Genomic DNA, 25,264 nt, shown 5'->3' with positions numbered 1-25,264 from the left:
TGCGGCTATCAGGTCTTCAGAAAGTACTACGGGTTTTGGCGGGCGTCGCGGCGCTCGTTTTCATCTGGCTGTTACTGTGGGCGGACTACCGCGCCGATATTTCCCAAGCCGAGACCGAACCACCTTTCCTTGCGCAGTTCGAACTGACGGACCATATGGGCATGATCCGCACCGAAGAGGACTTTGCGGGTCGCTGGATGCTTGTGTTCTTTGGGTTCGCCAATTGCCCAGATGTCTGCCCGACGACGCTTGCAGAGGTGGCGGCGGTCATGGATGGACTTGGCGAGGATGCCGCAAAAGTGCAGCCGATCTTCATCTCGATTGATCCCGAACGCGATACGCCAATGGCTCTTGCCGACTTTGTGCCGCGCTTTGATGCAGGCATCATCGGTCTGACCGGAACATCCGATCAGATCGCTGAGACCGCTGAAACCTTTCCGATTTACTTCGAACGGATAGACGAGGCCAGCGCGCCGGATGGCTATACAATGGGGCACACATCGCACCTGTTCCTTTTTGATCCGCAGGCGGGCTTCGCCGATTCCTGGCCCTACGGCACACCCGCCGAAGAGATCCTTGCGGATCTGAGAGAGAGGATCTGATCGTCATGACCCGACTTTCCGGAGAAACGGCCCTTGTTCTTGCTTGGATCATTGCGCTTATCTCATCGCTTGCCGTGCTCTTTATTGGCGAGGTTCTTGGTCAAACGCCTTGCGTCCTTTGCTGGTTCCAGCGCGCCTTCATGTTCCCCCTGGCTGTCGTTCTTGGGCTCGGGCTGTGGTGGCAAGATCCTCGCGTGGGGCGCTATGGCGTTGCGCTGGCGCTTGGGGGGGCGGCGGTGGCGTTGTATCACATCGGCCTCTATGTCGGGCTGATCCCCGAGGCGATCCAGCCCTGCAAGGCGACCGGCCCCTCTTGTACCGACGACAACCAGGTGGTCTTCGGCATTCCGATTCCGCTGATGGCGCTTGTCGCCTTCACGATGATCGGGGTGCTGTCGGCCATTTCACTGAAGGAAAAACAAACATGAATCGACGCGGTCTCGTTCTATCCGTTCTGGCTGTTGGTGCCGCAGGTTTTGGCGGCGCGGCCTGGTATGCCACCCGCCCCCAACCCATTGCAGAGGCAGTCCCTGTCGCGCCTGAAGTGAACGATGTGCTGATCCGGCCCTATTCCCCGATCCTCGGCCCCGAAACGGCACCTGTCACGATTGTCGAGTTTTTCGATCCAGCTTGCGAGGCCTGCCGCGCCTTCTATCCCGTGGTCAAGGATATCATGACTGAGCACGGTGATGCGGTCCGTGTCGTCATTCGATACACTGCCTTTCACGGGGACGCTTCGGTGGAAGCGATCCGTGTTCTCGAAGCTGCGCGGATGCAGCATGTGTTCGAACCCGTGCTGGAAGCGGTCCTGCGCGAGCAGCCGCGATGGGCGTCCCATGGCACTCCGGCACCGGGTTTGATCCTTGAGATTGCCGCAAGCGGTGGTCTGGATGTCGAAGCTGCTCGGACACAGATGCTGGCCCCCGGTGTCGTGGCCGTGCTCAATCAGGACCGCGCTGATGTCGAAGCGGTTGGCGTTCGACAAACGCCCACGTTCTTCGTCAACGCCAAGCCATTGGACCCGTTTGGTGAGGCAGAACTGCGGCGACTGGTGGCGGCGGAAGTTGCGGCCAGCCAAAGTTGATGCTCGGCCAGATACAGGAGAATTCTTCATGACAAAACTATCTTACATCAACGGTTTGACCCTTGTCTTACTGCTCTCGGGCATGTCGACTCCGGCATTTGCCGGTTCGGAGGATGTGGTCGTCGAAAACGCGTGGTCCCGTGCTTCAATCGGGATCAACCGCCCTGGTGCCGCCTATATGACCGTGCGCAACACCGGTGAAGACACGATCACGCTGACCGGGCTTACAACACCACTGGCCGTGATGCCCCAGATCCATGAGACGAAAACCAACGCCGACGGCGTCAGTTCTATGGCGCCTGCTGACGAAATCACGATTGAACCGGGCCAAAGCGTAGCATTGGAACCGGGCGGACTGCACGCCATGCTCATGAAGCTGCAAAACCCGATGATCGAAGGCGAGACCTTCCCACTGACACTGACGTTCTCGGACGGTGGTGAAGTGACTGTCGAGGTCCCAATTCTGGGGATCGCCGCGCGCGGGCCGGAGAGCTGATGCAGCGTCGGCATGTGGTCCAATACGGTGCAGCCGGTGTAGGCGCTGTCGCTCTGATGCTCGGGGTCGGCTGGTGGCGGGTAGACGGTCCCGGCGCACCAAAACCGGCCGGCAAAAGGCCTCTCCGCCTGTCGGCGATGGATTTCCGACTGACCGATCACGAAGGCAATGAAGTGGGCCCAGAAACCCTGATTGGACGCCCGACCATGGTGTTTTTCGGGTTCACCTACTGCCCGGATGTCTGCCCCACGACGTTATCGGATATCTCAGGTTGGCTTGAAGATCTCGGGGACGACGCCGCGCGGATGAACGTGGTCTTCATCACAGTCGATCCAGAGCGGGACACGGCCGAGGCCATGGCCGAATATGTCGGCTATTTTCATCCGGCCATTCGCGGCTGGACGGGACCGGAAGACCAGATTTCCCGCGCTGTAGAAGCATTTCGTGCCTCGTATGAGCGCGTTCCGACCGAAGGCGGCGACTATACAATGAACCATACGGCAAGCGTATTCCTGTTCGATGCCAAGGGTGAACTCGTCACCATGATTGACTATCACGAGCCAAGAGAATTCGCAGTGCCGAAGATCCGGCGTGCACTGACAGAAGACGTAGAGGGGGCAACATGAATATTAGAATTGTTTTGGCGAGCGCTGTGGTCGCAGGCGCTTTTTCGGTGACCGCCATCGCCATATCTGGCGTTCTTTCCAAAGAGCCAGTGCCTCCTGCGATTGCTGAAGCCACCCTCTGGACTCCCGATCCGCTCTCGATGCCTCAGATCGCCGACTACGATGTGACACCGCCCGCTGCATTTCACGCCGACAATGCTAGCCCAATGCGACCTCTGCCGCTCTTGCAATCCGTCTTCGCAGAAACCGCCTTGCCCGAGATTGAACCGCCTTTGATAACCTGGTCGCGTGAGATCGCGTCGGGCGAGACGCTGGATGCGGTCCTGGCGAACGCGGGTATCGCTGCGCCTGCGCGTGCCGAAATCGCGCTCGCGCTTGGTGCAGAATATGACCTGCGCCGATTGCGCCCGGGCCATGAGATCACTGTGATCTCAAAGGTGGACGGAAATCCGAGCCGCGTGGAACTGGCAGTTGACGATGGGGTGCGGATCGAAACGGTCTTTGGTCAGGAACTTGTCACACGCGTGTTGGAGCCAGACCCTGAAATGGTGACGTTCGCGGGCGAGGCAGTGATCGAAAGCTCTGTCTTCGCGGCATTGGACAAGGCGGGCATCCCTGCTCGCTTTGCGGTCGACATGGCGCAGATGCTGGGCGGCACAGTGGATTTTCGACGCGAACTTTCCGGTGGCGAGACGATGCGTCTTCTTTGGCGCGAAGCGCGCGACGGAAACGAGAGGATCGGTCAGCCCGAACTTGCCTTTGCCGCACTGAATCTTGGTGAAACGGTCTACGAGATCGTCTGGCCGGATGACGGCAGCGGCAAAGCGACGATCTATGTTGATGGAGAGGTCCTGCGTGTCTTTGCCCAACCGGTGGAAGGAGCGCGGCTGAGTTCCGTCTTTGGCCGTCGCACACACCCAGTCTATGGGAATGTGCGCATGCACACCGGCGTCGACTTTGCTGCAGCAAGCGGTACGCCGGTGAAAGCGACGGCGCCCGGACGCGTGAGCTTCATCGGACGTCGCGGTGGATATGGCCGGGTGGTGGAGATAGCGCATGGATCCGACACCCTGACACGATACGCACATCTCAGCGAGGTGCCGGACACACTCGAACAAGGGCAGCGCGTGATGGCCGGAGACATGATCGGTCGCGTCGGTGCGACCGGCACCGCGACCGGCCCCAATCTGCATTATGAGGTTCTTGTCGATGGTCGCCCGACGGATCCTCTCTCAGACGACCGACTGGCAGAGGCGGCCGAGCGGGATGCGGATGACACGGCTGCACTTGAGCGATTGGCTGAGGCACGCACGCTACTGGCCGAGAGGCTCACCAGCGAATTTATGCAAACAACAACCGAAAGGCTTTAATCCATGAAACGACTGGCTCTCGCCCTTGCAGTCACGCTGGCCTTGTTCCCCGCGGCGCAAGCTGTCGCCGATGCGATCCAGATTGATGTCCGGAAGACAAACGGCTGCGGCTGTTGTCTGTCCTGGATGAAGCACCTCGAGGAAAGCGGATTCGCGCCGACAGGCGAGGACATGTTCGGGGGATCTCTTGTGCGCTTCAAACTCGACAATGGCGTGCCTCAGCGCATGGTCTCCTGCCATACGGCTTTGGTCGACGGCTACGTGATCGAAGGACATGTACCGGCATCAGACATTCAGCGTTTGTTGGATGAGCGTCCAGATGCAGTGGGGTTGGCGGTGCCCGGAATGCCCTATGGATCGCCGGGCATGGGACCGGAAGACGATCGTGAGGCTTATGAGGTCTTCCTGATCCGCGGCGATGGATCGACCGAGATCTTTAGCAGTTATTCGGCCGCTGACTGACGTATCGGCGAGACCTCAGCGCTTGGAACCCTTCTCCCCAATTACCCTTGGCTTTCTTGGAAGCCTGGCCGCCGGATCGCTGACCGCGGTCGGGGCGATCCCCGTTCTTTTCGGGCGCATCCCATCCCGGGCTACACGCGATCTGCTACTTGGCTTCGCAGCGGGTGTCATGCTCGCGGCCTCGTTTTTCTCGCTGATCATCCCGGCTCTCGATGCAGCCGAAGGACAGTTCGACAACGGTGCTCTCCCGGCGGCCATCGTTTGTGTTGCGATCCTGCTTGGCATGGGCGCGGTCGCTCTGATGAACGAATGGCTGCCGCATGAGCATTTCAAGACGGGGCGGGAAGGCCCAGACGCTGCTTCGCTGCGCCGCGTCTGGCTCTTCATCATTGCGATCACGATCCACAATTTCCCCGAAGGACTCGCCGTTGGTGTCGGGTTTGGGGCTGACGGTCTGTCTGGTGGCTTGCCGCTTGCGATTGGCATCGGGCTGCAAAACGCTCCCGAGGGTCTCGCCGTAGCGGTCTCATTGCTTGGTGAGGGTTATTCCAGGCGCCGTGCGTGGGGGATTGCCGCCCTGACAGGTCTTGTCGAGCCGGTAGGCGGGCTTCTTGGGGCTGGGATCATCAGCATCTCGCAGCCGCTGTTGCCATGGGGGCTCGCCTTCGCCGCCGGGGCGATGCTCTACGTCATCAGCCACGAAATCATTCCCGAAACCCACCGTTCAGGCCATCAAAACAGGGCGACACTCGGTCTCGCAGCCGGCCTCGTGATCATGTTGTTCCTCGATGTATGGCTGGGAGGATGAGATGAAACTGACCCATTTCCAAGGTTTCATAGCGGCTGGAGTTGCTTTTCTTGTCGATCAGGTGACAAAAGCAATTGTCGTCGCCAACGCGGCAGATTTGAGCGCTGGAATTCCGGTCTTTCCCGGTTTCAATCTTATCTATCTGCGCAACGATGGCGTGACGTTCGGACTGCTTGGTGGAGCGCCATGGTGGAGCCTTACGGCGTTGGCCCTAGCTGTCTGCGGCTGGTTAACAGTCATGTTGGTACGCACTGCCAACCCGGTTGAGGCTATCGCCTATGGCGCGATTATCGGTGGCGCGCTCGGCAACGTCCTCGACCGCATCCGGTTTCGGAGTGTGACGGACTTCCTCGATTTCTATGTCGGATCCACGCATTGGCCCGCCTTCAACATGGCGGATGTTTTCGTGGTCAGTGGCGTGGGCCTACTGCTCATAGCCCCTTGGTTGAGCGCCAAGTTGAAAACAGGCACATGATGGCGGGCTTGCGACCACTGACGGGTCGTGGCCGTTACATTCCCCTGCGATCAGGGATTAGCTTTGCAGCGGGCGGTTTAACGGTTTTAACCCTTCCACCATTCTCATGGCTCATCGTTGTTCCAGTCGCCTTCTCAGCACTCTTTCTCGTCCTCCGGCAGGTTTCGACAGCGCCTGCCTTCTTCATCGGCTGGGTCTTCGGAATGGGCCAGTTCGGGTTTGGAGTTTCCTGGATCGCCGAGAGCTTTTACGTCGATTCCGAACGTTTCGGTGCCCTTGCGATCCCGGCAGTCGCGGGACTGTCCGCCGGACTGGCCATTTTCCCGGCGATTGCGGCGATGTTATTTGCCACCATCATGCAGCGCCGTGCTGTCGGCGACACTACGGCAGGTCTTCTGCTTGCAACCTGCTGGGTTGCCGCAGAATGGCTGCGTGGTCATGTCCTGACAGGGTTTCCCTGGAACCTTGCCGCTTATGCCCTTGTCGAACACGCCGCTCTGCGCCAACCCGCCGCCTGGGTCGGAAGCTATGGGCTGAGCTTTCTCACGGTCTTTATAGGGCTGTTGCCCGGTGTGTTGATTGTGGCGGCACCAAACAGACGCGTGCCTGTTCTCGTGCTCTTCGCCGTTGTGGTGATGGGCCTCTGGGGTGGCGGCGCGCTGCGTTTAGGGACGAATGTGCCTCCGACGGACAGCGCTTTGCGCATCGTCCAAGGCAATGTGCCGCAAGTCGAGAAGTGGGCACCGGGCAGCCGCGAGCGAACGCTGGAGAAATATTTGGGCTTGTCGGCGCAACCTGGACGCTTCGACCTGTTGCTGTGGCCGGAAACGGCCTTTCCCGGTTTTCTGGACGAGGACGCCTTGGCGCGTAGGCGGCTATCCACGGTTCTGCCAGACGGCAGGATCCTTTTGACAGGCGTGCCTGACCGCGTAGAGGGCGATGGGGGAACCCGATATTTCAACACGGTTCAAGCCTATGACGGCAGCGGCGAAATTCTGACGGGATATGCAAAACATCATCTTGTTCCGTTCGGGGAATATGTGCCCCTGAGAGGCTGGCTGCCGATCGAGCGGCTGACCGAAGGTTTGGGTGATTTCACGCCAGGACCAGGGCCACGCACGCTGGCGATCCCGGGTGCGCCTCTGGTCGCGGTGGCGATCTGTTACGAAATCATTTTTCCGGGCCAGGTAGTCGATGACCTTTTTCGCCCCGACTGGATTTTCAACGCCACAAATGATGCCTGGTTCGGGACCAGCATCGGACCCGAGCAGCACCTCGCCTCCGCGCGCATGCGCGCGGTCGAAGAAGGGCTTCCTGTAGTCCGGGCGGCCAACACCGGGATTTCCGCGATCATCGACGCCAAGGGAGAGATCATCGCGCGCCTCGAGACCGGACAAACTGGAGTCATAGATGCCAGCCTGCCGACAGCGCTTGCGCCCACACCTTACGCACGTTTCGGTGATTGGACATCGCTGGCGCTCATCTGTGCGGTCTGGGCTCTAGCCTTTACCGTCGGATTGGTCAGACGACGTTTCAATTCAGAAAAATCAAAATCGGAGGAATCGTGATGCTGGTGCTCGCAGGCTTTGTCGGAGGGGCGCTCTGGGGTGGCTATCTGGCGCAACGGCGGAAAGGGAACCGCCTGGATATACTTCAATACGCGACAAGCTTCGGTATTGCTTTCGGCCTGCTCGCTTTTTTCGCCTCGGTGATCCTCTTGCGCATCACGTCTTGAGATTACTTTGGTACCGGCAACGAATTGAGACGACTGTTCAACATATTACTGTACTTGCTCCTGGCGGTTTTTGCATCAGGACTGGCCGTATCCGGTGTCGTCTACTTTCTTTTGCGCGCCTCCGTCCCCGACTATGACGAGGACTTCAGAGTTGCGGGAATCGAAGGTCCAGTCGATATTCTGCGAGATGCTGCGGCCATACCGCACATTTCTGCAGACTCCGCTGCGGACGCCTATTTCGCGCTTGGTTTCGTTCACGCGCAGGACAGGCTTGGCCAGTTATTGAGGGCAAGGCGGGCAGTGCAAGCCTTGTTGCCACTTGACCAGACGATCGAAGTCGACCCTTCGACAGCCCAAGCGCTCGACGCATATGCCGCAGGTGTCAACGCGTGGCTTGGTCTGGTGTCCGAAGGCGGGCGCGGCAGAGGCTCACCCGATCTGTTGATCGCGGATGAGAGAATGATCGCAGCCTGGAGACCCGTCGATAGTCTCAGACTTGCCCAAGCGTTTCTGAACGATCTTCATCCCGAGAGACGCCAGAGTGACCTGTCCGGCTTGTCAGATCTACCGATCCCGTCGGATCGACCTCTTTTGCCCGAGCTGTTTGTGACCTCGCCCGAGGTCGGCCTCGATGCTTGGGCGTTGTCTGGCGACAGAACAGCTACCGGAGCACCAATTCTCGCCGCTGATATACGTGGCCCCTTATCGCTGCCTTCTGAATGGTACCTAGCGGATATTCAACTCCCGACTGGAGCCGCGATTGGGGCTACAATGCCGGGTGTGCCCTTCATTGTCGTCGGTCGCAGCGAACGCGTCGCTTGGGCGTTCCGATCTGTGTCACTGAAAACCCTTAAAGAGCCAGTGAGTTCCACCGCTGCGAAGGCCGGCAGTTTTCTGATGATGCTTGACCGTCTGGCGCGGTCCGCCGATGTGAACGATGCTATGGACGCAAGCATGAACCTGGCACCAGCCGGATTGGAGATTCTTGCGATCGACCGAGAAACCCTTGCTCGCTGGCCTGACAGGGAGGTCGAAACTCATTTATCGTTTCGAGGCGCCCGTCTGGCTGCTCTTGATGAGCGGCAGCCGATATTCTCGGTCGAGGGCGCGATTGCAGTGCAGCGCGACACGGTCAGCGCTGCCGCGCGGGCGCTTCTTCCTATAATGGCAAAAGAGCTTTGGTTCGTGGGTTCCACAGGCGCTCTAGAAGAGAACCGCGCAGATGAGCTTCGCGGTGATATTCTGGATCAACTTGCCCAATGGAATGGCGACATGGATCGCTTTTCACCGGAGCCACTCGTGTTCTGGGCCTGGGCGCGCGCGTTGCAAAAACGGATACTTCAGGATGAATTTCCATCCGCGACGAAGGTCTGGGCCAGGCCAAATGCCGATGTCCTATTTGCGGTGCTTTCAGATCGCGGAGGGAGCGCAATCTGGTGCGACATCCGCCCGTCCACCCGCATCGAGACCTGCCAGGATCAGGTTCGTGCGGCCTTGGATGATGCCATCGGCTGGCTTGTCGACCGCTACGGACCCGATCCGTCCGCTTGGGTCTGGGGCGAAGCACACGCTTTGAATATGGGGTGGGCACCAATCCGATCGAGTGGGATCATCAGCGATCTGCTGTCTCTCAAAGCCCCATCTTCGGGCGATTCATACACAATGATTGCAACACTGTTTACTTCTGACGATGACCGCCCCTTCGCGCCCAGCGGGGGCACCAATTTTCAGGCGGTCATGTCGTTTTCGGAAGAAGCCGGATCCTATTTCATCGCGCCCGCCGGTCAGTCCGGCCACCCGCTCTCACGATTCTATGAAAACCTTTTTCTCATGTGGATGCAGGGCAAATACCTCGCGATGTCCACTGATCTGTCCTTGGCCCGGGGTGGCGCTGTGGGAACATCCCGACTTTTACCGGCATCTGTCCAAAGGCCAACAATACAAGATGACAGGAGCCAATGATCGCCTACTTCCTCCTTTTCGACCCGTTTGGATACGCGATTTCGCCAGTGTCCCTTGTTTCCGTCAGCTTGGCCGCATGGATCTACATGCGCGGCGTCGCGCGATCCACACGGCTGCGCGGGACGGTTTCCATTTGGCGGCAAGCCCTGTTCTTCGCTGGCTTGACCTGCATTCTCGCGGCCACGAATGCGCCTCTGGCTTCGTTGGGGCACAGCCTCTTTTCGGCGCATCAAGTGGAGCACCTTCTCCTCCGCCTTGCAGGACCACTACTCATCGCGGTCACTCAGCCGTGGCGATTATTGCAAGCCGGTTTGAACAGACGGTGGCGTCGATACCTCGGCGCTCTTGGAAAATCTATTACTTTGCGGTTCTTGGCACATCCGGTAACCGCCACTGCTGCGCTCATCACGTCGCTCTTTCTCTGGCAGATTCCAGTGCTTTACGGACTTGCGCAGCGCATCGCGGCGATCGAGGTGTTCGCCCATTTTGCGATGGTGCTGGCAGGGATCTGGTATTTCGGCATGCTCTTCGACCCGAGAGATCCCCCTGAGGGCGCGAGGCGCGGCGCAAGGCTGATCTCTGGTTTTGCGGTGATCGTTTCAAACATTTTTCTGGGTTCCTTGACGACACTCAAAGAGGTGAGCCTCTATGCCTCCTACCAAACGGCGGGAACCGGGTTGCTCGATCCCCTGTCCGACGAAACCATGGGTGGCTATACGATCTGGGTCCCGTCCTCGATGCTGATGATCGCCGCGATCATTCTGGTCATGAACGGGTGGAACGCGGCCGAGGTGCGTCGCTGGAATTCACGATATGAGTTGGTGCGAGGCTCGAACTCCGCGGCGCTCGAGTTTCCGGAAACGGCCGAAGAATTGCGTCTGAAAGTGGCAAAGCCAAACCGCGACATGGGCCGGACGCTCGCCATAGGCGCCTTGGTCATGTTCTTCATCGTCATGACGACGGTGGTGACTATTGTCTATGCGCTTTGAACAGAGGAGCAAATCAAAGGTTGTACCCACGTCTTTTCCCGCGATCGACATTTTCGCTGCACCGTCGTCGCAGTCAGAGATTTTGGGCACACTATCTCGGGCTGGCCAAGCTCAGAGGACACGAACGATTTTCTGCACTAAAGTTGACCATCAGAACAGACCCACCAGCCTTTGACTGCTGACGCCGCCGCCTCCTGAGTCTTGCTTTGCTGAATTTCGCGAGAACTTGATGCTGCGCTACTTGCCGCTCTCAGATTGCAGGAGGGCGTGTTCGAAGGCCTCCAGCGTGGTCGTGCTGACGTGATGCTCGATCCCCTCCGCATCGCGTTCCGCAGTCTCTTCGTCGATTCCCAGGCTGAGGAGAAACGCGACGACGATCCTGTGCCGCCGGCGGCAGGCCTCGGCCAACTCCCGACCGGCATCCGTGAGGAATATGGCGCGGTAAGGTTCCCGCCGCACCAGGCCAGCAGCTTTGAGTCGCGAGATGTTCTTGGTCACGGTCGGCGGCTTCACTCCAAACCGTTCGGCGATTTCCACCGGCCTTGCCTCTCCGCGCGACTCGATCAGTTCGGCGATCAGTTCAACGTAATCTTCCGCCATTTCGCTCTCATGTGCCTGACGCACGGTCGCGAATCCCTCAGCCTGTGCTTCGGGAGCCCTGTCGACAGTTTCGAACGGTTCATGTTCCTGTGATTGCAGCTTTGTCATACTTGGGACTTTGCAGGGAAACTGCAGGATTGACAACTTGTTTGCATAGGGTAGATAAATTAGCCGTGTCTAACTTTGAAGTTGGGAGACCACGGTGATTCAGAAATTCCTTGGAGCGTTCATTGCCGCACTCGCAAGTGCGCTCGTCCTGTCCGGACCTGTCGCTGCGACGCCCGCCAAGGAGGCCCCATGGCTTCCAGAGGCGGCGGCCTACCGGTTGACTCTCTTCCTCGCGAATCTCGAACCGCTGCCCTGGGATGACGTCGGGACCGCCTGGGCCGAACCCTACCGGGGTTCGGAATTCGCTGTCGGTGCATTGGCATGGCTGAACGGCAGCAGCGACATCGGACCCGCGCCCCTTCTGAACGCCATAACTCGCAAGGACCGCCAGGCGGTCTTCGCCGAGGCGACGCGGCTGATAGCGCGCAGGATCGACGAGGAACTGGACCGGGCAGTCATGGCCGACGACCCTGCACGTGCACAGCAGGCCGTGCGGACAGCTCGAGAACTCTATCGCGCATTCGCGGACGGTATCGCGGCTGCTGACCCCGACGCTTCGAGACGCATCGGCCTCGCCTGGCTGGAACTCAACAGCAGCACAGGTTCCGCTGGTGTTCTTGGTACTGGTGACACACCCGCGAATCGCGAAACCATGGAAGCCGCGCGCGGAGTCATCTCCGGCTATCTCGCCGAGAATTACCTCGTTGACGATTTCACGCCGCGCCGGACGCTGAGCGCGCTGCCGGAAACTTTTGTCCTGAGTGGCCGCACCATCGAGGTGCCGCCTAGCCTGCCGCCGGGGTCTGACATGTTCGATCAGGATCCGCTGCCGCGCCTCGTCCTCAATTTCGAGGAGCAGGGCATCGACGAGACCGACCTGCCTTTGGTGGCATATGGCGACATGTTGTTCGACAGCGCGCAAATCTTTGGCAATCCGGCGCAGGACCTCGGGGTCGCTTGTTCGACCTGTCACAACCGCTCGGACGTCAACCAGCGGCTTTTCATTCCGGGTGCGAGCCATCAGCCAGGCGCGATCGATGTCGATGGCGCCTTCTTCAATCCGATCTTCAATGACCGGCGCGATGATCCGATTGACATCCCCAGCCTCCGTGGCCTGCGTTTCACCGGGCCCTACGGCCGCGATGGCCGCTTCGCCTCCTTGCGTGATTTCACCCGCAACGTCATCGTCAACGAGTTCGGCGGCGATGAACCGACGCCCTTCATGCTGGATGCTCTGCTCGCCTACATGCTCGAATTCGACTTCCTGCCCAACTCCATGCTGACACCGGATGGTCAGCTGACCGAAGCCGCTCCCGAGGCCGCGCAGCGCGGCGAAGCGATCTTCAATACGCCCTTCGCGGCGCTCGGCGACCGTTCCTGCGCCAGCTGCCACGTCCCGGACACGAACTTCCTGGACCGGCAGGCCCATGATATCGACTCGGTTGCGTCGGCCTACGATGGCGCCCGCACCGGTGCGATGGATACACCCACGCTGCTCGGCACCGTCTACACCGCGCCCTATTTCCACGACGGGTCGCTGCCGACCCTGGCCGCTGTCGTGGACTGGTTCGACGAATCGAAGTCGCTCGGCCTGACCGGAGCGGAACGGGCCGACCTGACTGCCTATCTGGAGACCGTGGGCGCAGCGGACGAGCCCTATGAGGCATTCGACGCCGAGAACACCGCCTTCCGGCTGGCATTCTCCGAACTAACGACATTCGCCTCGACGCTTGATACGCTGCTGCCGCAGCGGGATGCAGAACATATCCTGCTGCTGACCGACACCGTGGCCGCGGACCTTTCGGCGGACGCCAGCACAATGTCGAACCTGGCTGCGCGGTCTGAAGTCTACGCGTTGGCCCAACGTCTGGCCGAGGTTGGTGACGCCGTGCGCGGTGAAGACTGGGTGGCCGCCGAAGCCAGTTGGACCGCGTTCAAGTCCGAAGCCGACGCAATCGCAGAAAGGGCATTCTGATGGCGATCCATATGAACCGCAGAACGATGTTGGCGCTGGCCGGTGCGGGCGCAGTATCGCTCGCAACCCCGCTGGCCGCCCAGGACACTGCGTTGCGGCTGGCTTTCATTCCGCAGGAGAACCCCGAGAAGCTCCTGGGCGACATAGAGGCCATCAGCGGCTGGCTGGCCAGTGAGATCGGCGTCCCCGTCGAAGGGTTCGTCACCATCGACCATGCGGCGGCGGTCGAGGCCCTGCGCAACGGTGACGCGGATATCTCCTTCATGGGCGCCCTGCCCTTCGTTCTGGCCGAGTCCGAGATCGGCGCGGTGCCGCTGCTGTCCGAGGTCTACCGCGACGCGCCGAGTTATACGGGCCGCATTTTCGTGCGGCGCGACAGTGGCATCGGCGCGCTTGCAGACCTGCGCGGACGCGACATCGCATTCGCCGATCCGATCTCGGAATCGGGCTATCTCTACCCGCTCGCCGAATTCGTCGAGGTCGGTCTGGTCGAAACCCCGGGGACGGCAGAGGAATTTTTCGGTCGTGTCTTCTTCGCGGGCGGCTATCAGCAGGCCATGCAGGCGATGGCCGAAGGTCTGGTCGATGCCGCGGGCGCCAGCCAGTATGCCGACCTGCTCCTGACGCCGCAGCAGCAGGCACAGGTGACATGGATCGCGGAAAGCCCGCCAATCCCGAGCCATGTCGTGATCGCGCGACCCGGGTTGGATGCCGAGGTGCAAGACCGCTTCACCAACGCGATGCTGCGGCTCAACGAGCCCGAGAACCGCGACAAGCTGCGCTATCTCTACGGGCCGGACGGCTATGTCAGGGCCGACCCTGCCGCCTATGACGGCGTGCGCGACATGGCACGGCGATATGGGCTCCTGGAATGACCACCGCCATCCGGATCGACGACCTGAACTTTGCCCATCCGGGCGGGAGTGTTCCGGCGCTGGAGCGGGTCTCGCTTACGATTTCGATCGGCGAAAGTGTCGCTTTGCTCGGCCCGTCCGGGGCAGGAAAAACAACGCTGCTGGCATTGCTCGATGGCAGGCTCCACGGCTGGCGCGGGCGCGTTTCAGTCTTGGGTGCGCCGCTCGATCCAGACCAACCGCCGCCGCGCGCAAGCCGACCTGATACCGGTTTCGTGTTTCAGGAATTCGCCTTGGTCGAACGCTCCACGGTTCTGCGCAACGTGCTCAATGGCCGCCTAGGCCGGATGGCGCCCCTGCGCGCCCTGCTGGGGTCGCCAAGGCCACATGATCTCGACATTGCGCGCACAGCCCTCACCGATTGCGGCATTGCCGATCTCGCCGAACGCCGGGTCGACAGTCTCAGCGGCGGCCAGCGGCAGCGCGTGGCCATTGCGCGGTGTCTCGCGCAGGAGCCACGGCTGATCCTCGCCGACGAGCCGGTGAGCAACCTCGACCCCGCCCGCGCTGGGGAGGTCTTGGCGCTGCTGACCGGGGCGGCGCAAGCGCGCGGCGCAACGGCGCTGTTTTCCTCGCACCAGCCCGACCTGGCGCGGCGTTTCGCGGAGCGCATCATCGGCATGCGGAACGGGCGGATCGTGTTCGATGTGCCGACATCCGAGTTGCAGGACGAGGCGACGGCGGCTCTCTACCGGGAGGCAGAGCCGCTGCCCGGTTCCGGCCTCCGGGCGGTGTCCTGATGGGCCACCGCAGGTTCGGCGGCTTCGCGACCAGCACCCTGATCGCAGGCGCAATCCTCTGGTCCTTCGCCACGACCGATGTCGAGTTGTCGCGTCTCGTTTCGGCCGGTCCGCGGATCGCTGACTTTCTCGGGCGGATGTTCCCGCCCGATCCGACAGTGATAGCCGAGATCAGGAAGGGCAGCGCGGAAACGCTGAGAATAGCGATCCTCGGTTCCCTCGGCGCTGTGATCCTGTCGATCCCTCTGGCCATCCTCGCCTCCGAGACCATGGTCTCGCGCATGGTGTTCGGCCCTGTGCGCGCGCTGCTGGCCTTTATCCGGGCCGTGCCGCTGATCCTCGTGGCCATGCTTATGGTCGGCGCAGTCGGGCTCGGGCCGCTGCCCGGCATCATCGCGGTCGCCTTTCATGCCACCGGGATGCTCGCAAAATTCTATGCCGAAGCAATCGACGGCGTGTCCCGCGCGCCGATCGCAGCACTGGAAAGCGCCGGCGCCGGACCGCACGTGCGGCTCAGGCATGCGATCTGGCCGCAGATGGCCCCAGTCATTGCCCGCGACACGATTTTCCGGTTCGAGTTGAACCTGCGCGAGTCGCTGATCCTCGGCATCGTCGGCGCGGGTGGGATCGGCTTCTACATCCAGACCTACGTGAGATCCTTCCAGTATGATAAGGCCGCCAGCGTCACGATTGCAGTCGTCGTCATGGTCATGGCCATTGAGGCGATCAACGTCGCACTGCGGCGCCGCTTCACCTGATCCTTAGGCGTAAATGTCGATCGGTGTCCCGTCCCTGACCATGGCATAGATTTCCTCGATCTGGCGGTCAGTGACGGCGATGCAGCCTGCCGTCCAGTCGGGGACATTCATTGGGTCGATCCCCTTGCGCGGTCCGCCGTGGATGAAAATGTCGCCACCGGGCGACTTTCCTTGAGCCTGCGCAAAAGCGATGTCTGCCGCGTTGGGATATGAGATGCCGATTGACAGGTGAAAGAGGCTGTCCGGGTTGCGCCGATCAATCACGTAGGAACCCTCCGGCGTACGGCCGTCCCCCTCGAACTGCTTGTGACCTTCGGGCGCGAAGCCTAATCCGATGGGATAGGTCCGCAAGACGTCATCCGCCCCGTCCAGAACCAGAAACCGCTCTGCCTTGTACATGCGTAGCCGGGCCACTTCGGGTCCGTTGTACGACCGGAACTTGCTGGCACAGCCTGACAGGAAGGCGGCAAATCCGCCCATCAAAAAGGCGCGCCGTGGAAATCTGGTGTTTGTCACTGCTCGACGCCCCTTTTTGCGAGGTCTGTTGGTGCCAGAGGTTACTCTAACGAAGACGTCGGATCAATGACCGTGCGCCAGTGCTCCCTTCGCCATCTGCTCGCCCACCGGTTCACCGCCCGAAGGCCCGTCCTTGATCCGATGCCCGTTCAAAAGCCGCAGCGCATTGGCGACCACCAACAGGGATACGCCTACATCCGCAGCGATGGCGCCCCACATCGAGGCCATCCCGAACGCGGTCAGCCCGACGAACAGCGCCTTGGTTGCCAGCGATATACCGATATTCTGGTGGATAATCGTCATTGTCCGGCGAGAGTGAGCAATCAGCCACGGCACTCGAGCCAGATCGTCGGTCATCAGCGCGATATCGGCCGTCTCGATCGCCGCGTCCGAACCGACAGCCCCCATGGCGATGGCATAATGCGCCCGCGCCATCGCCGGTGCGTCGTTCACGCCGTCACCGATCATCGCCACCATGTCGTGGGTTGCCACCAGTTCCTCGATGGCCGTCACCTTGTCTTCTGGCAAGAGCTCGGCACGCACCTCGTCAATGCCGACCTCGGCCGCCACCGCACGTGCGGTGCGTTCATTGTCGCCCGTCAGCATCACGATTGTCTTCACACCCTGCGCGTGCAGGCGCGCAACGATCCCCTTTGCGTCGGGGCGGATGCGGTCGCGAAGCTCCAGTACGCCGGTCACGCCGGTCTCGTCACCCACGGCAACGAGGGTGCTCCCTGCCCCTTCGATCCGGTCCCGCAGATCCGCAGGAATTGAATTGCCGAACCCCTTCTCTTCGGCGAACCGATCCGAGCCGAGCCAGATCGCGCACCCATCGGCGCGTCCTTCCAGACCGCGCCCGGGCACGGTGCGGGTGTCCTCTGCGGCAGACACGGAAACACCATCGGCTTCGGCGCGCGAGAGGATGGCGCGTGCCAGCGGGTGCGACGACCGCGCCTCCAGACTTGCTGCCAGCGTCATGAGATCGCGTGCGGAGGCGCCGCCCAGTGGGTGAACGGCCGCCACCTCGGGCTCGCCCATGGTGATCGTCCCGGTCTTGTCCATCGCCAGTGCCGTGGTGCGGCCCGGTGCTTCGACATAGGCGCCGCCCTTGATCAGCACCCCCGCCCGCGCCGAAGCGGTGAGCGCTGCGACGATGGAAACCGGCGTAGAGATGACCAGCGCACAGGGGCAGGCAATGACCAGAAGCACCAGCGCGTTGTAGAACCAGTAGTCCCAGGCGCCGCCCAGCAGCAGCGGCGGCACGAGCGCGATGGCGATCGCCAGAGCCATCACAATGGGTGTGTAGATGCGCGCGAACTTCGCGACCCACTGCTCGACCGGCGCACGACGGGCATGGGCATCGCCCACCATGCGAATGATTTTCGCCAGCACCGTGTCCGAGGCGGCTTTGGTCGCCCGCACCGTCAGTGTGCCCTCGCCGTTGATAGTGCCGGCATAGACCTCGTCGCCGGGCTCCTTGGGCACCAGTGCGCTTTCGCCGGTAATAGGAGCCTGATCGACGGCCCCTGCCCCGTCCACGACTTCACCGTCGAGAGGGATCCGGTCGCCGCCGCGCACGATAAACCTTGCATTGACTGCCACGGCAGCGGCCGGAACGTCGGCTTCCGATCCGTCGTCGTAAAGAACCCGAGCCGTAGGCGGCGCGAGGTCGAGGAGAGATGAAACCGCGTTGCGTGCGCGACCGACACTCCAGCTCTCAAGATAGAGCGACAAAGAGAAGAAAAACGCGACCGTCGCGGCCTCGAAGAATTCGCCGAGCCCGATGGCTCCTGCAACGGCCACCACCATCAGTAGGTTCATGTCTGGTGAAAGTCGCCGCGCCGAAGACCATGCCTTGGGCGCAACCAGCCAGACCCCAAAGAGGATCGCGACGGCGAAGATCCCTGCTTCCGCCATAGGCATAGGCACCTCGCCATGCCCCGCAAAGAGCCCGAGCGCGCCGCCCATGCCGGTCTCGACAATGTGAAAAAGGAATCCCGCCGCCCAGAAGCCGCCGCTCAACGAGGTAAAGCGCTTCTGACGTGCCAGATGCGCGGCCTGATCCTCTGCTGCATTGTCGGCGTCCCACGGTTTTGCGCTCATGCCGGTACTCGCGACCAGTTGCGAAACCTCGTTGTCCGAAATCCTGTCTGCGGTATCCAGAATCGTCATCCGACCATTGATGACATCGAACGCCAGATGCTCAGTCCCGCCGACTTTTGGACCGACCACCCTATTCAGGATTGCCACCTCTTCGGCACAATCCAGACCGGAGACTTGAAAATTTCGTCCATTCGAGGGGATGGCTTGTGCCAATTCCGTGTTGGCTCCAGCACCGCAGCACGCAGCACCTTCTCCATGAGAGTGGGAAACTCCGCTCGCATGTTTGTGATCATCACCATGATCGTGACTGCAGTCAGAGCTGTGCTTGTGGTCGTGGCGGTGGCCATTGGAAGACATGGGATTGACCTCGGGATTCGTTCATTCCACATTGAAATAACCCCTACAGTAACTAGAGCTTCAAGAGCTAAAACAAAAATTTGGTCAAGTAAGGACACAGACCTGCGGAACCTTGAAACGCGCCGCTAAGTCTGAAGACGCGGCTGACCTGCCAAAGAGTGAGATAGATATGCTTCAAAAATATGCGGTGATCATGGTTGCAACATTGGCCCTGGCTGGCTGTGCGGTGCCTCCGAAGGAAGACAACGATCCATTCAGGATTGGGGGTATTCCAGAGTCTGTCGCAGCCCTCGCTGCACCCGACCAGGATCTCAACACGGCACGGCTACGTCCTGAGGATAATTGCTATTGGTATGAGCATAGTGGGCCGGTGGAAACGACCTTGGTCCCGTTGCGATCGACAGGCGGCAATCCCATCTGCGTCGCGCGCCAATCCTGATTGGCGCGTTCGAGCGTCGGATTGACGGCGCGGCTTGGGTCAACTCTGCGGAGTCACGCTGTCCTCGGCTGAATATAGGAACGCCGTCGAGCCAATCTCCACATTCGGATACAGATCGTTTATGTGCGCCATGACCATCCGGACGCAACCGGAACTTGCTCGGCCGCCGATGCTTCGCGGCTGTGGTGTACCGTGGATGCGCAGATAGGTGTCTCGGTCCCCGACATAGAGATAAAGCGCCCGTGACCCGAGCGCGTTCTCAGGTCCGGGTTCCATACCGTCAGCGATATCGGCGTAGAGCTCCGGGTCGCGGTCAATCATGTTCTGTGTTGGCTGCCAATGCGGCCACCTGACCTTGCGCTTGATCGTGTAGACGCCCGGCTCATAAAGTTTGCCACGAGCAATCGCTACGCCATAGCGCATCGCCGTTCCGCCTTCCTCGATATGGTAAAGATAGCGCGCAACTGCATCGACATGGATGTCACCGGCCACAAGACCATCTTTAGCTACAACCCGCTGCGGCAGAAAGCGCGGATGCAGGCCCCACGGGTTTGATGTGGCTGGATTATAGCCCGGCGGTGTAACCTGTGCATCCCAAGCAGCCTTTTCCGCTTCAGTGGGCCAGGTGTCAGCGAGGAGCGGACTCGAGATAGACGCCGAGAACAATGCGGCAGTCGTCTGGATGAAGTGTCGTCTTGTCAGCATATAGATTGCTCCGTTCACGCATTGGACGGCAAACCGAACCTTACCCCGAACGCAGTGTTGTTCGCCCGGGAAAGAGTGAGGCGTTATTGGCAACTTGCTCCATGGTGCCGTTCTATGTCGGTGGCTTAACTCCTAAAGCTACTAGAGGTTCAAGAGAAATTTTGATGCCAGACGATCTCGGTAATACTTCGGGCCCGTTCGTTTCTTTATCAGTCTAAGCGCTGTCACGATCTGTGGGGTGAAACCAGGCTACTGCCACGATGCCGGGCCTCGTCTTGATCTTCGCTTCAATTGTGATCCTTAACTCGCTATGCCGAGCAGTTAAATTGAGCGCTTTCAATAATGGGTCTTTTCAACACGTTTGGCAGCAAGCCCCATATAAAATTTTGCCTCACGCGGAAGTGGTCGTGATGACGTGCATTGGGATATTATCGTTCACGCTTCGCGATAATTGTCACAAGCCCCAACACCTTCTGCGACCACATCAAGCAGGGCGTCTACATCATTTAAAAGAGCTGCTATGCGCGGACTGCTGATCCGGTAGCGAATGAAGCGCCCATCGCGGTCGCTGGCGACAAGTCCGCAATCCAGAAGGCATCGCAAATGATTTGACACGTTGGGCTGCGATAGCCCTGTGCGTTTGACGATCTCGTGAACAACCAACGGTCCTTCACACAGCACGCCCAGTATCGCCAGTCGGCTCGGGTCGGCAAGACCGCGAAAGAGCTTTGCCCTACGCTCGATGCCAGCGGCCGCAGCATTGCGGTCGGCGAAGACTTGCATCATATCACTCCTTGCTGATATGTTTGAACTTGATCCACTTTAGCAGGAGTATTGCACCGATGGCCAACACCGAAAGCACCGGATCGACAGCAGATACGTCGCCCGTCCGTTACCGGGTTTCCGGAATGGATTGCGCCAAGGATGCCGCCCAGATCGAGCGGGCGGCGCAGTCTGCGGGTGTCGCGCCCGACGCAGTGAAAGTATCAGCGGCGACCCATATCATGACTCTGAAAGTCCCTGAAGCAAGCCTGCCGGAGATTGAAAAAGCCGTTGAGACAACGGGATATGGGTTCGACCGCATCGAGAGCGACGAGGACCTTCAGCAAAGTGCGGCCCATCAGGACCCGGGCTACCGCCGCGCGCTCTGGATCGTCGTGATTCTAAATGTCGGTTACGGCGTTCTGGAAATGATTGGTGGGTTTATTGCCGGGTCACAGGCGGTGAAGGCCGACGCGCTGGATTTCATCGGCGATGGCGCGATCACTTTCTTGGGGCTTCTTGCCATCGGATGGAGCCTTCTCTGGCGGGCACGCTCTGCCCTGATCCAGGGCATCTTTCTCGGCCTGCTTGGCCTTGGGGTCTTTAGCACGACCATCATAAGGGCATTCGAGCCGACAACCCCAGACGCCACATTGATGGGGATTCTGGGCCTGATTGCTCTTGTGATAAATGTCATCTCCGTGCTGCCGTTGTTGCGGTACCGCAAGGGCGATGCGAACATGCGCGCTGTCTGGCTTTTCTCGCGTAACGACGCCATCGGCAACGCCGCAGTCGTTATCGCCGCTGGGCTAGTGGTTTGGCTGGGCAGCGCTTGGCCCGATCTTATCGTCGCGTTCGGGATCGCCGGACTGTTCCTGCACTCGTCATGGGCGATCATCCGCGACGCGCGGGCCGATCTGAAGGCGGTGGCATGAACAGCCGCGTTCTCGGTGGGCTTTGCGCCATCGCCGCGTTTGGTGTTGATCAGGGCACCAAGGCTCTTGCCCTGAACTCCCCGGCGCTTGAGAACGGGGTCGAGGTTCTGCCCTTTCTCAACCTCGTGCGGGTTTTGAACGATGGGGTCAGCTTCGGTATGCTCGGCGGGGTCGTACCCTGGTGGGGTCTGGTCGCACTTGCTGCCGTGGTCGTGGCATGGCTGCTGATCTGGCTATGGAAGGCTCCGGACGGGCTGACAGGTGCGGCGCTCGGTCTGATCATCGGAGGCGCGCTTGGCAATATCCTTGACCGTCTGCGCTATCAGGCCGTCCCTGACTTTCTCGACTTCCATTACGGGTCATACCACTGGCCGTCCTTCAACTTGGCTGACGTGGCGATCTTTTGTGGGGCAGCATTGCTGTTCTGGGACAGCTTTCGCACCTCGAAAGTCAGGCCGGAAAATCGGGAACAAGACAATCGCAAGGGAGATGTCACGGGGGGATAACAGCTAACAGGCAAAGAACTTTGGGAGGGAATTCGGCTTGAGATTTTTGGATTGGATTGACCGTGGCATTCGCGGCATCGGCGTCGTGACTGCGTGGCTGACAGTTGTTTCGATTGCTGCTTATGGCGCGCTTCAGATGCTGGATCGCAAGCTACAACTTGGCGTGTCGAGCTATTTGCCGGACCTGTCCACGTCACTGCTGTTCATCCTAATTTTCTTGACCTTTGGGTATACCTATCTGCGCGACGGTCACGTGCGCGTTGATGTTCTTCGCAGACATTGGTCCGCCCGCCGCATTGCTTGGATCGAACTGATTGGCGGCCTTTTTGTCCTTCTGCCGCTCGCCGCCATCCTGACCTACTACGGATGGGACGGTTTGATGCGCACCACGAAATACGCGGAAACCCAGTTGTGGGCACAACGCATTGCCGGGGTCATCGGCCCCATCCTGCTGGCTCTTGCCGGGATGATCGTAGCCCTTCGCAACATCGCCTTTCTGACAGGGAGACGTGCGCAAGGTGCACCGGAACAAGCAAGCGGCCTGCACAATGGTGAATGAGGTCCTCACGGTTGCCATGCTTGTCGTGATGGCGATTGGGGTTTTCAGTGGCTTTCCGGTGGCGCTGGTGCTCGCGGGGACAGGCTTCTTGGGGTTTGTCGCTGCGGTTTGGGTGGGGATCACTGATTTTCAGCATCTGGGGCTGATCTACCTGAGGGCCCGTGGTGTACTGACCAATGAATCAGTCCAATTCACCAGCGTTCCAATGTTGATTTTTCTTGGCCTGATCCTGAATGCCAGCGGGATTGCCGAAACCATGTTTCGCTTGCTGGGGCGTCTTCTGACAGGCGTTCCCGGTCGCTACGCCATTGCGACTTTGCTGATCGGCCTCGTTCTTGCGCCCGCCGCCGGGGTGATCGGTGCTTCCGTCATAACTGTGGCGTTGGTGGCCTATGCCCCGATGATGGCGTCGGGCTACGCACCGCGAACCGCAGGAGGCGCTGTCGCAGCTTCTGGAGCATTGGGTGTCGTGTTCCCGCCAGCCGTGATGCTGTTCTTCATCTCGAACGTGTTCTATCTGCGCATCGGATTGATGTATGTGGCCCTCATCGTACCTGTGCTTCTGATGGTCATGGCCTTCGCGGTCTACTTTGCGGTCACCTTGAGAAAAACGGTCGAAATCCCGCTGGACACACCCAAGACCAATCTTGTGTCAGACCTCTTGTTTGTACTCGCGTCTGTCGCGGTCATCGCATCCATTCCGCTCAGCATCATTCTGGGCTTTGCGACACTAACAGAGGCGGCTGGAGTAGGGGTTTTTGGCGCGCTATTGGTCGCGCTGGCGCGAAAGCGCTTGTCTTTCTCATCGTTGAACTCTGTCACGGTGCAGACAAGCACGATGACGTCGATGGTCTACTTCATCGTATTGGGCGCATCGGTATTCTCGCTTAGTTTCCACCTGGTCGGTGGACCGGACGTCATCTTCGAGTGGATATCCGCATTCGATCTCACCCGGTGGGAACTGTTGGCGATCCTCCTTGGCGTGATCATCATACTTGGGTTTGTTTTTGACTGGATCGAGGTGCTGCTGGTCTTTGTACCAGTGTTGATGCCGATCTTTTCGGAACTCGACTTCGCAGATCACGTCGGCTCTGCCTACTTTGCGCAAATCTGGATCGCTGGCCTGATAGCACTGGCCTTGCAGACGTCTTTTCTGACGCCTCCCTTCGGCTATGCCCTATTCTTTGCCAAGATGGCGGCACCTAAGGGTATCAACCTTTCCGATATCTATCGCGGCGCGGTACCGCTTGTCGCCATCGAGATCGTATTGATCGCAGCCCTGATCTCGTTCCCTCAGCTTATCACTTGGTTGCCTGAAATGTCCCTTGGGGATGTGGATGCGCCGCAGCTAATCCAGCGGTGAAAGATGTTTTGAGCGCGGATGCAGTGGTAATCCTCCCCGTTTTAACGGGGCCCAGAAGTAGACTTCAGGCAGCCATCTTCAGTTTCTGGGCGGGTGTGATGCCGCCGATGCCCATGTTGGGGCGCTCATTGTTGTAAGTCCATAGCCAGTCGGTTGCGATCTCCTGCGCCTCCTCGATGGTTTCAAAGATGTATAGGTCCAGCCATTCATTGCGGACTGTCCTGTTGTAACGCTCGACATACGCGTTCTGCTGGGGCTGCCCGGGCTGGATGTGGTTCAGGACGATGCCCTGCTTCTCGGCCCAGATCATCAGCGTGGAGCTGATGTATTCAGGGCCATTGTCGACCCTGATGGCTAGGGGCTTTCCGCGCCACTCGATGATCTGATTGAGGGCCCGGACCACCCGCTCAGCCGGGAGCGAGAAGTCGACCTCAATGCCCAGCCCCTCACGGTTGAAGTCGTCCAGCACGTTCAGAAGCCGGAACTGGCGACCGTCGGCCAAGCGATCAGCCATGAAGTCCATTGACCAGACGGTATTCGGGGCCTTTGGGACACTGAGCGCATCGGGTTTGTCGCGCTTGATCCTCCGGCGGGGCTTGATCCGCAGGTTCAGTTCCAGCGCGCAATAGATCCGATGGATGCGCTTGTGATTCCACGGGTGCCCCTGGACGTTGCGCATATGCAGGAAACATAGCCCAAAGCCCCAGGTCCGGTGGGCCTTTGTCAGCCCTTCAAGAAGGTCTGCGATGAACTCGTTCTCGGCATCGCGCTTCGGGCTGTAGCGAAAGCAGGTCTCGCTGACGCCAAATGCCCGACAGGCCAGCGCGATGCTCACCCCCTTCGTCGCCACAGCCTTCTCGGCCAGCTCCCGGCGTTGAGCTGGCCGCGTCATTTTTTTCCAAGCGCTTCCTTGAGCAGTTCGGCCTGCATGCTCAGGTCGGCAAACATGCGCTTCAGCCGCCGGTTCTCGTCTTCAAGCACCTTCATCTGGCTCATCATCGACGCATCCATGCCGCCATACTTCGAGCGCCATTTGTAAAAGCTCGCTGTGCTGATCCCATGCTCCCGGCAAAGTTCAGGCACGGCCACGCCGCTCTCGGCCTGACGAAGCACAGCCATGATCTGCGGCTCGGTGAAACGGCTCTTTCTCATTCGAATCTCCTCAGCTCACGCTACGAGAAAATTCTACTTATGCAGCCCCTTAACCATGGGGAGGATTACCCAGTGATTTCCTTCGAAGCGGCACTGCTCTTTCGGGGCCACTTCCGCACCGCGAACAGAAAGGCTGAACGGGGCCTGAGCACGGGAAAGCAAA

The 25,264-nt window shown here is 60.0% G+C and carries 28 protein-coding genes; 22 read left to right on the top strand and 6 right to left on the bottom strand.

Annotated features, from left to right (window positions below; all coding sequences use genetic code 11):
• Nucleotides 1-35: 35 nt before the first annotated feature.
• From PVW49_RS17770 to PVW49_RS17710, 13 genes are read left to right on the top strand one after another with little or no spacing between them, the layout of a single operon-like run.
• Complete coding sequence (locus tag PVW49_RS17770) at nt 36-602, top strand: SCO family protein (protein ID WP_111405761.1); 567 nt, start codon at nt 36-38, stop codon at nt 600-602.
• Between the two features lie 5 nt (nt 603-607).
• The gene (locus tag PVW49_RS17765) at nt 608-1,030 is read left to right on the top strand and encodes a disulfide bond formation protein B (RefSeq protein ID WP_037239850.1); all 423 of its coding nucleotides are present in this window, start codon (nt 608-610) and stop codon (nt 1,028-1,030) included.
• Entirely contained in the window at nt 1,027-1,686 is a 660-nt protein-coding gene (locus tag PVW49_RS17760) for a DsbA family protein (protein ID WP_008282983.1), read from the top strand. The genes PVW49_RS17765 and PVW49_RS17760 overlap by 4 nt, the downstream gene beginning before the upstream one ends.
• Nucleotides 1,687-1,714: 28 nt before the next feature.
• Nucleotides 1,715-2,182 (top strand): copper chaperone PCu(A)C, encoded by a 468-nt coding sequence (locus PVW49_RS17755; protein WP_274591187.1) that lies wholly within the window; start codon nt 1,715-1,717, stop codon nt 2,180-2,182.
• Entirely contained in the window at nt 2,182-2,808 is a 627-nt protein-coding gene (locus PVW49_RS17750) for an SCO family protein (protein WP_274591186.1), read from the top strand. The genes PVW49_RS17755 and PVW49_RS17750 overlap by 1 nt, the downstream gene beginning before the upstream one ends.
• Nucleotides 2,805-4,178, top strand: a complete 1,374-nt coding sequence (locus PVW49_RS17745; RefSeq protein WP_085818096.1) for a M23 family metallopeptidase — start codon at nt 2,805-2,807, stop codon at nt 4,176-4,178. The genes PVW49_RS17750 and PVW49_RS17745 overlap by 4 nt, the downstream gene beginning before the upstream one ends.
• Before the next feature lie 3 nt (nt 4,179-4,181).
• On the top strand, nt 4,182-4,640 hold the full coding sequence (locus tag PVW49_RS17740; RefSeq protein WP_008282828.1) for a DUF411 domain-containing protein: 459 nt from the start codon (nt 4,182-4,184) through the stop codon (nt 4,638-4,640).
• 22 nt (nt 4,641-4,662) lie between these two features.
• Entirely contained in the window at nt 4,663-5,448 is a 786-nt protein-coding gene (locus PVW49_RS17735; RefSeq protein WP_008282829.1) for a ZIP family metal transporter, read from the top strand.
• Nucleotides 5,429-5,923 (top strand): signal peptidase II, encoded by a 495-nt coding sequence (gene lspA / locus PVW49_RS17730; RefSeq protein ID WP_111405767.1) that lies wholly within the window; start codon nt 5,429-5,431, stop codon nt 5,921-5,923. Before PVW49_RS17735 ends, lspA (PVW49_RS17730) begins: the two co-directional genes overlap by 20 nt.
• Nucleotides 5,920-7,491, top strand: coding sequence for an apolipoprotein N-acyltransferase (gene lnt, locus PVW49_RS17725; RefSeq protein WP_050775788.1), 1,572 nt, complete (start codon nt 5,920-5,922; stop codon nt 7,489-7,491). The genes lspA (PVW49_RS17730) and lnt overlap by 4 nt, the downstream gene beginning before the upstream one ends.
• Nucleotides 7,491-7,658, top strand: coding sequence for a hypothetical protein (locus tag PVW49_RS17720; RefSeq protein WP_008282832.1), 168 nt, complete (start codon nt 7,491-7,493; stop codon nt 7,656-7,658). Before lnt ends, PVW49_RS17720 begins: the two co-directional genes overlap by 1 nt.
• A gap of 24 nt (nt 7,659-7,682) precedes the next feature.
• Nucleotides 7,683-9,620 (top strand): penicillin acylase family protein, encoded by a 1,938-nt coding sequence (locus PVW49_RS17715; protein WP_338020395.1) that lies wholly within the window; start codon nt 7,683-7,685, stop codon nt 9,618-9,620.
• Nucleotides 9,617-10,609: a cytochrome c oxidase assembly protein gene (locus PVW49_RS17710; protein ID WP_274591184.1), complete on the top strand. Its 993-nt coding sequence runs from the start codon at nt 9,617-9,619 to the stop codon at nt 10,607-10,609. The genes PVW49_RS17715 and PVW49_RS17710 overlap by 4 nt, the downstream gene beginning before the upstream one ends.
• A gap of 237 nt (nt 10,610-10,846) precedes the next feature.
• Here the strand turns inward: PVW49_RS17710 and mntR are convergent, their stop codons facing one another.
• The gene (gene mntR, locus PVW49_RS17705; RefSeq protein ID WP_005641374.1) at nt 10,847-11,317 is read right to left on the bottom strand and encodes a manganese-binding transcriptional regulator MntR; all 471 of its coding nucleotides are present in this window, start codon (nt 11,315-11,317) and stop codon (nt 10,847-10,849) included.
• Between the two features lie 94 nt (nt 11,318-11,411).
• Here mntR and PVW49_RS17700 point away from each other — a divergent pair, with 94 nt between their 5' ends.
• From PVW49_RS17700 to phnE, 4 genes are read left to right on the top strand one after another with little or no spacing between them, the layout of a single operon-like run.
• Nucleotides 11,412-13,292, top strand: a complete 1,881-nt coding sequence (locus tag PVW49_RS17700; RefSeq protein ID WP_274591183.1) for a cytochrome c peroxidase — start codon at nt 11,412-11,414, stop codon at nt 13,290-13,292.
• Nucleotides 13,292-14,167 (top strand): phosphate/phosphite/phosphonate ABC transporter substrate-binding protein, encoded by an 876-nt coding sequence (locus tag PVW49_RS17695; protein WP_274591182.1) that lies wholly within the window; start codon nt 13,292-13,294, stop codon nt 14,165-14,167. Before PVW49_RS17700 ends, PVW49_RS17695 begins: the two co-directional genes overlap by 1 nt.
• On the top strand, nt 14,164-14,946 hold the full coding sequence (locus PVW49_RS17690; protein WP_274591181.1) for a phosphonate ABC transporter ATP-binding protein: 783 nt from the start codon (nt 14,164-14,166) through the stop codon (nt 14,944-14,946). Before PVW49_RS17695 ends, PVW49_RS17690 begins: the two co-directional genes overlap by 4 nt.
• Complete coding sequence (gene phnE, locus PVW49_RS17685; protein ID WP_274591180.1) at nt 14,946-15,704, top strand: phosphonate ABC transporter, permease protein PhnE; 759 nt, start codon at nt 14,946-14,948, stop codon at nt 15,702-15,704. Before PVW49_RS17690 ends, phnE begins: the two co-directional genes overlap by 1 nt.
• Before the next feature lie 3 nt (nt 15,705-15,707).
• On the opposite strand, the gene PVW49_RS17680 is transcribed toward phnE, so the two are convergent.
• Entirely contained in the window at nt 15,708-16,184 is a 477-nt protein-coding gene (locus tag PVW49_RS17680; RefSeq protein WP_274591191.1) for a L,D-transpeptidase family protein, read from the bottom strand.
• Nucleotides 16,185-16,283: 99 nt separating this feature from the next.
• Nucleotides 16,284-18,680 carry a heavy metal translocating P-type ATPase gene (locus PVW49_RS17675; RefSeq protein WP_442757210.1) on the bottom strand — a complete coding sequence of 799 codons (2,397 nt, stop codon included), beginning with the start codon at nt 18,678-18,680 and terminating at the stop codon, nt 16,284-16,286.
• A gap of 169 nt (nt 18,681-18,849) precedes the next feature.
• Between PVW49_RS17675 and PVW49_RS17670 the strand changes: the two genes are divergently transcribed.
• Nucleotides 18,850-19,119, top strand: coding sequence for a hypothetical protein (locus PVW49_RS17670; RefSeq protein ID WP_274591179.1), 270 nt, complete (start codon nt 18,850-18,852; stop codon nt 19,117-19,119).
• Nucleotides 19,120-19,158: 39 nt separating this feature from the next.
• On the opposite strand, the gene PVW49_RS17665 is transcribed toward PVW49_RS17670, so the two are convergent.
• Nucleotides 19,159-19,824, bottom strand: coding sequence for a L,D-transpeptidase (locus tag PVW49_RS17665; RefSeq protein WP_274591178.1), 666 nt, complete (start codon nt 19,822-19,824; stop codon nt 19,159-19,161).
• A 435-nt stretch (nt 19,825-20,259) separates the two neighbouring features.
• Complete coding sequence (locus PVW49_RS17660; RefSeq protein ID WP_425442834.1) at nt 20,260-20,607, bottom strand: ArsR/SmtB family transcription factor; 348 nt, start codon at nt 20,605-20,607, stop codon at nt 20,260-20,262.
• A gap of 59 nt (nt 20,608-20,666) precedes the next feature.
• On the opposite strand from PVW49_RS17660, the gene PVW49_RS17655 reads away from it, so the two are divergent.
• The 4 genes from PVW49_RS17655 to PVW49_RS17640 are packed head-to-tail and all read left to right on the top strand — an operon-like array spanning nt 20,667 to nt 23,949.
• The gene (locus PVW49_RS17655) at nt 20,667-21,521 is read left to right on the top strand and encodes a cation transporter (protein ID WP_037275508.1); all 855 of its coding nucleotides are present in this window, start codon (nt 20,667-20,669) and stop codon (nt 21,519-21,521) included.
• Nucleotides 21,518-22,027: a signal peptidase II gene (lspA, locus tag PVW49_RS17650; RefSeq protein ID WP_009824417.1), complete on the top strand. Its 510-nt coding sequence runs from the start codon at nt 21,518-21,520 to the stop codon at nt 22,025-22,027. The genes PVW49_RS17655 and lspA (PVW49_RS17650) overlap by 4 nt, the downstream gene beginning before the upstream one ends.
• A 37-nt stretch (nt 22,028-22,064) precedes the next feature.
• Entirely contained in the window at nt 22,065-22,586 is a 522-nt protein-coding gene (locus PVW49_RS17645) for a TRAP transporter small permease subunit (RefSeq protein ID WP_232279250.1), read from the top strand.
• Complete coding sequence (locus tag PVW49_RS17640) at nt 22,576-23,949, top strand: TRAP transporter large permease (protein WP_274591177.1); 1,374 nt, start codon at nt 22,576-22,578, stop codon at nt 23,947-23,949. The genes PVW49_RS17645 and PVW49_RS17640 overlap by 11 nt, the downstream gene beginning before the upstream one ends.
• A 64-nt stretch (nt 23,950-24,013) precedes the next feature.
• On the opposite strand, the gene PVW49_RS17635 is transcribed toward PVW49_RS17640, so the two are convergent.
• Nucleotides 24,014-25,101 (bottom strand): IS3 family transposase gene (locus tag PVW49_RS17635; RefSeq protein WP_274591176.1). Its coding sequence is split into 2 segments (ribosomal slippage): nt 24,014-24,840 and nt 24,840-25,101, totalling 1,089 coding nucleotides; the frame shifts between segments, so codons are not numbered across the junction.
• Nucleotides 25,102-25,264: the final 163 nt, after the last annotated feature.

The sequence above is a fragment of the Marinovum sp. PR37 genome (genome assembly GCF_028807375.1).
GTDB classification, from domain to species: domain Bacteria; phylum Pseudomonadota; class Alphaproteobacteria; order Rhodobacterales; family Rhodobacteraceae; genus Marinovum; species Marinovum algicola.
This window is presented reverse-complemented; position numbering and strand designations above follow the sequence as displayed.

What these genes read in the sequence shown, in the direction of transcription:
- PVW49_RS17765 (WP_037239850.1), top strand. Translation starts at nt 608, where the DNA reads ATGACCCGACTTTCCGGAGAAACGGCCCTTGTTCTTGCTTGGATCATT.
- PVW49_RS17760 (WP_008282983.1), top strand. Translation starts at nt 1,027, where the DNA reads ATGAATCGACGCGGTCTCGTTCTATCCGTTCTGGCTGTTGGTGCCGCA.
- PVW49_RS17755 (WP_274591187.1), top strand. Translation starts at nt 1,715, where the DNA reads ATGACAAAACTATCTTACATCAACGGTTTGACCCTTGTCTTACTGCTC.
- PVW49_RS17750 (WP_274591186.1), top strand. Translation starts at nt 2,182, where the DNA reads ATGCAGCGTCGGCATGTGGTCCAATACGGTGCAGCCGGTGTAGGCGCT.
- PVW49_RS17745 (WP_085818096.1), top strand. Translation starts at nt 2,805, where the DNA reads ATGAATATTAGAATTGTTTTGGCGAGCGCTGTGGTCGCAGGCGCTTTT.
- PVW49_RS17740 (WP_008282828.1), top strand. Translation starts at nt 4,182, where the DNA reads ATGAAACGACTGGCTCTCGCCCTTGCAGTCACGCTGGCCTTGTTCCCC.
- lspA (WP_111405767.1), top strand. Translation starts at nt 5,429, where the DNA reads ATGTATGGCTGGGAGGATGAGATGAAACTGACCCATTTCCAAGGTTTC.
- lnt (WP_050775788.1), top strand. Translation starts at nt 5,920, where the DNA reads ATGATGGCGGGCTTGCGACCACTGACGGGTCGTGGCCGTTACATTCCC.
- PVW49_RS17720 (WP_008282832.1), top strand. Translation starts at nt 7,491, where the DNA reads ATGCTGGTGCTCGCAGGCTTTGTCGGAGGGGCGCTCTGGGGTGGCTAT.
- PVW49_RS17710 (WP_274591184.1), top strand. Translation starts at nt 9,617, where the DNA reads ATGATCGCCTACTTCCTCCTTTTCGACCCGTTTGGATACGCGATTTCG.
- mntR (WP_005641374.1), bottom strand. Translation starts at nt 11,317, where the DNA reads ATGACAAAGCTGCAATCACAGGAACATGAACCGTTCGAAACTGTCGAC.
- PVW49_RS17695 (WP_274591182.1), top strand. Translation starts at nt 13,292, where the DNA reads ATGGCGATCCATATGAACCGCAGAACGATGTTGGCGCTGGCCGGTGCG.
- PVW49_RS17690 (WP_274591181.1), top strand. Translation starts at nt 14,164, where the DNA reads ATGACCACCGCCATCCGGATCGACGACCTGAACTTTGCCCATCCGGGC.
- phnE (WP_274591180.1), top strand. Translation starts at nt 14,946, where the DNA reads ATGGGCCACCGCAGGTTCGGCGGCTTCGCGACCAGCACCCTGATCGCA.
- PVW49_RS17680 (WP_274591191.1), bottom strand. Translation starts at nt 16,184, where the DNA reads ATGGGCGGATTTGCCGCCTTCCTGTCAGGCTGTGCCAGCAAGTTCCGG.
- PVW49_RS17675 (WP_442757210.1), bottom strand. Translation starts at nt 18,680, where the DNA reads ATGTCTTCCAATGGCCACCGCCACGACCACAAGCACAGCTCTGACTGC.
- PVW49_RS17670 (WP_274591179.1), top strand. Translation starts at nt 18,850, where the DNA reads ATGCTTCAAAAATATGCGGTGATCATGGTTGCAACATTGGCCCTGGCT.
- PVW49_RS17665 (WP_274591178.1), bottom strand. Translation starts at nt 19,824, where the DNA reads ATGCTGACAAGACGACACTTCATCCAGACGACTGCCGCATTGTTCTCG.
- PVW49_RS17660 (WP_425442834.1), bottom strand. Translation starts at nt 20,607, where the DNA reads ATGCAAGTCTTCGCCGACCGCAATGCTGCGGCCGCTGGCATCGAGCGT.
- PVW49_RS17655 (WP_037275508.1), top strand. Translation starts at nt 20,667, where the DNA reads ATGGCCAACACCGAAAGCACCGGATCGACAGCAGATACGTCGCCCGTC.
- lspA (WP_009824417.1), top strand. Translation starts at nt 21,518, where the DNA reads ATGAACAGCCGCGTTCTCGGTGGGCTTTGCGCCATCGCCGCGTTTGGT.
- PVW49_RS17640 (WP_274591177.1), top strand. Translation starts at nt 22,576, where the DNA reads ATGGTGAATGAGGTCCTCACGGTTGCCATGCTTGTCGTGATGGCGATT.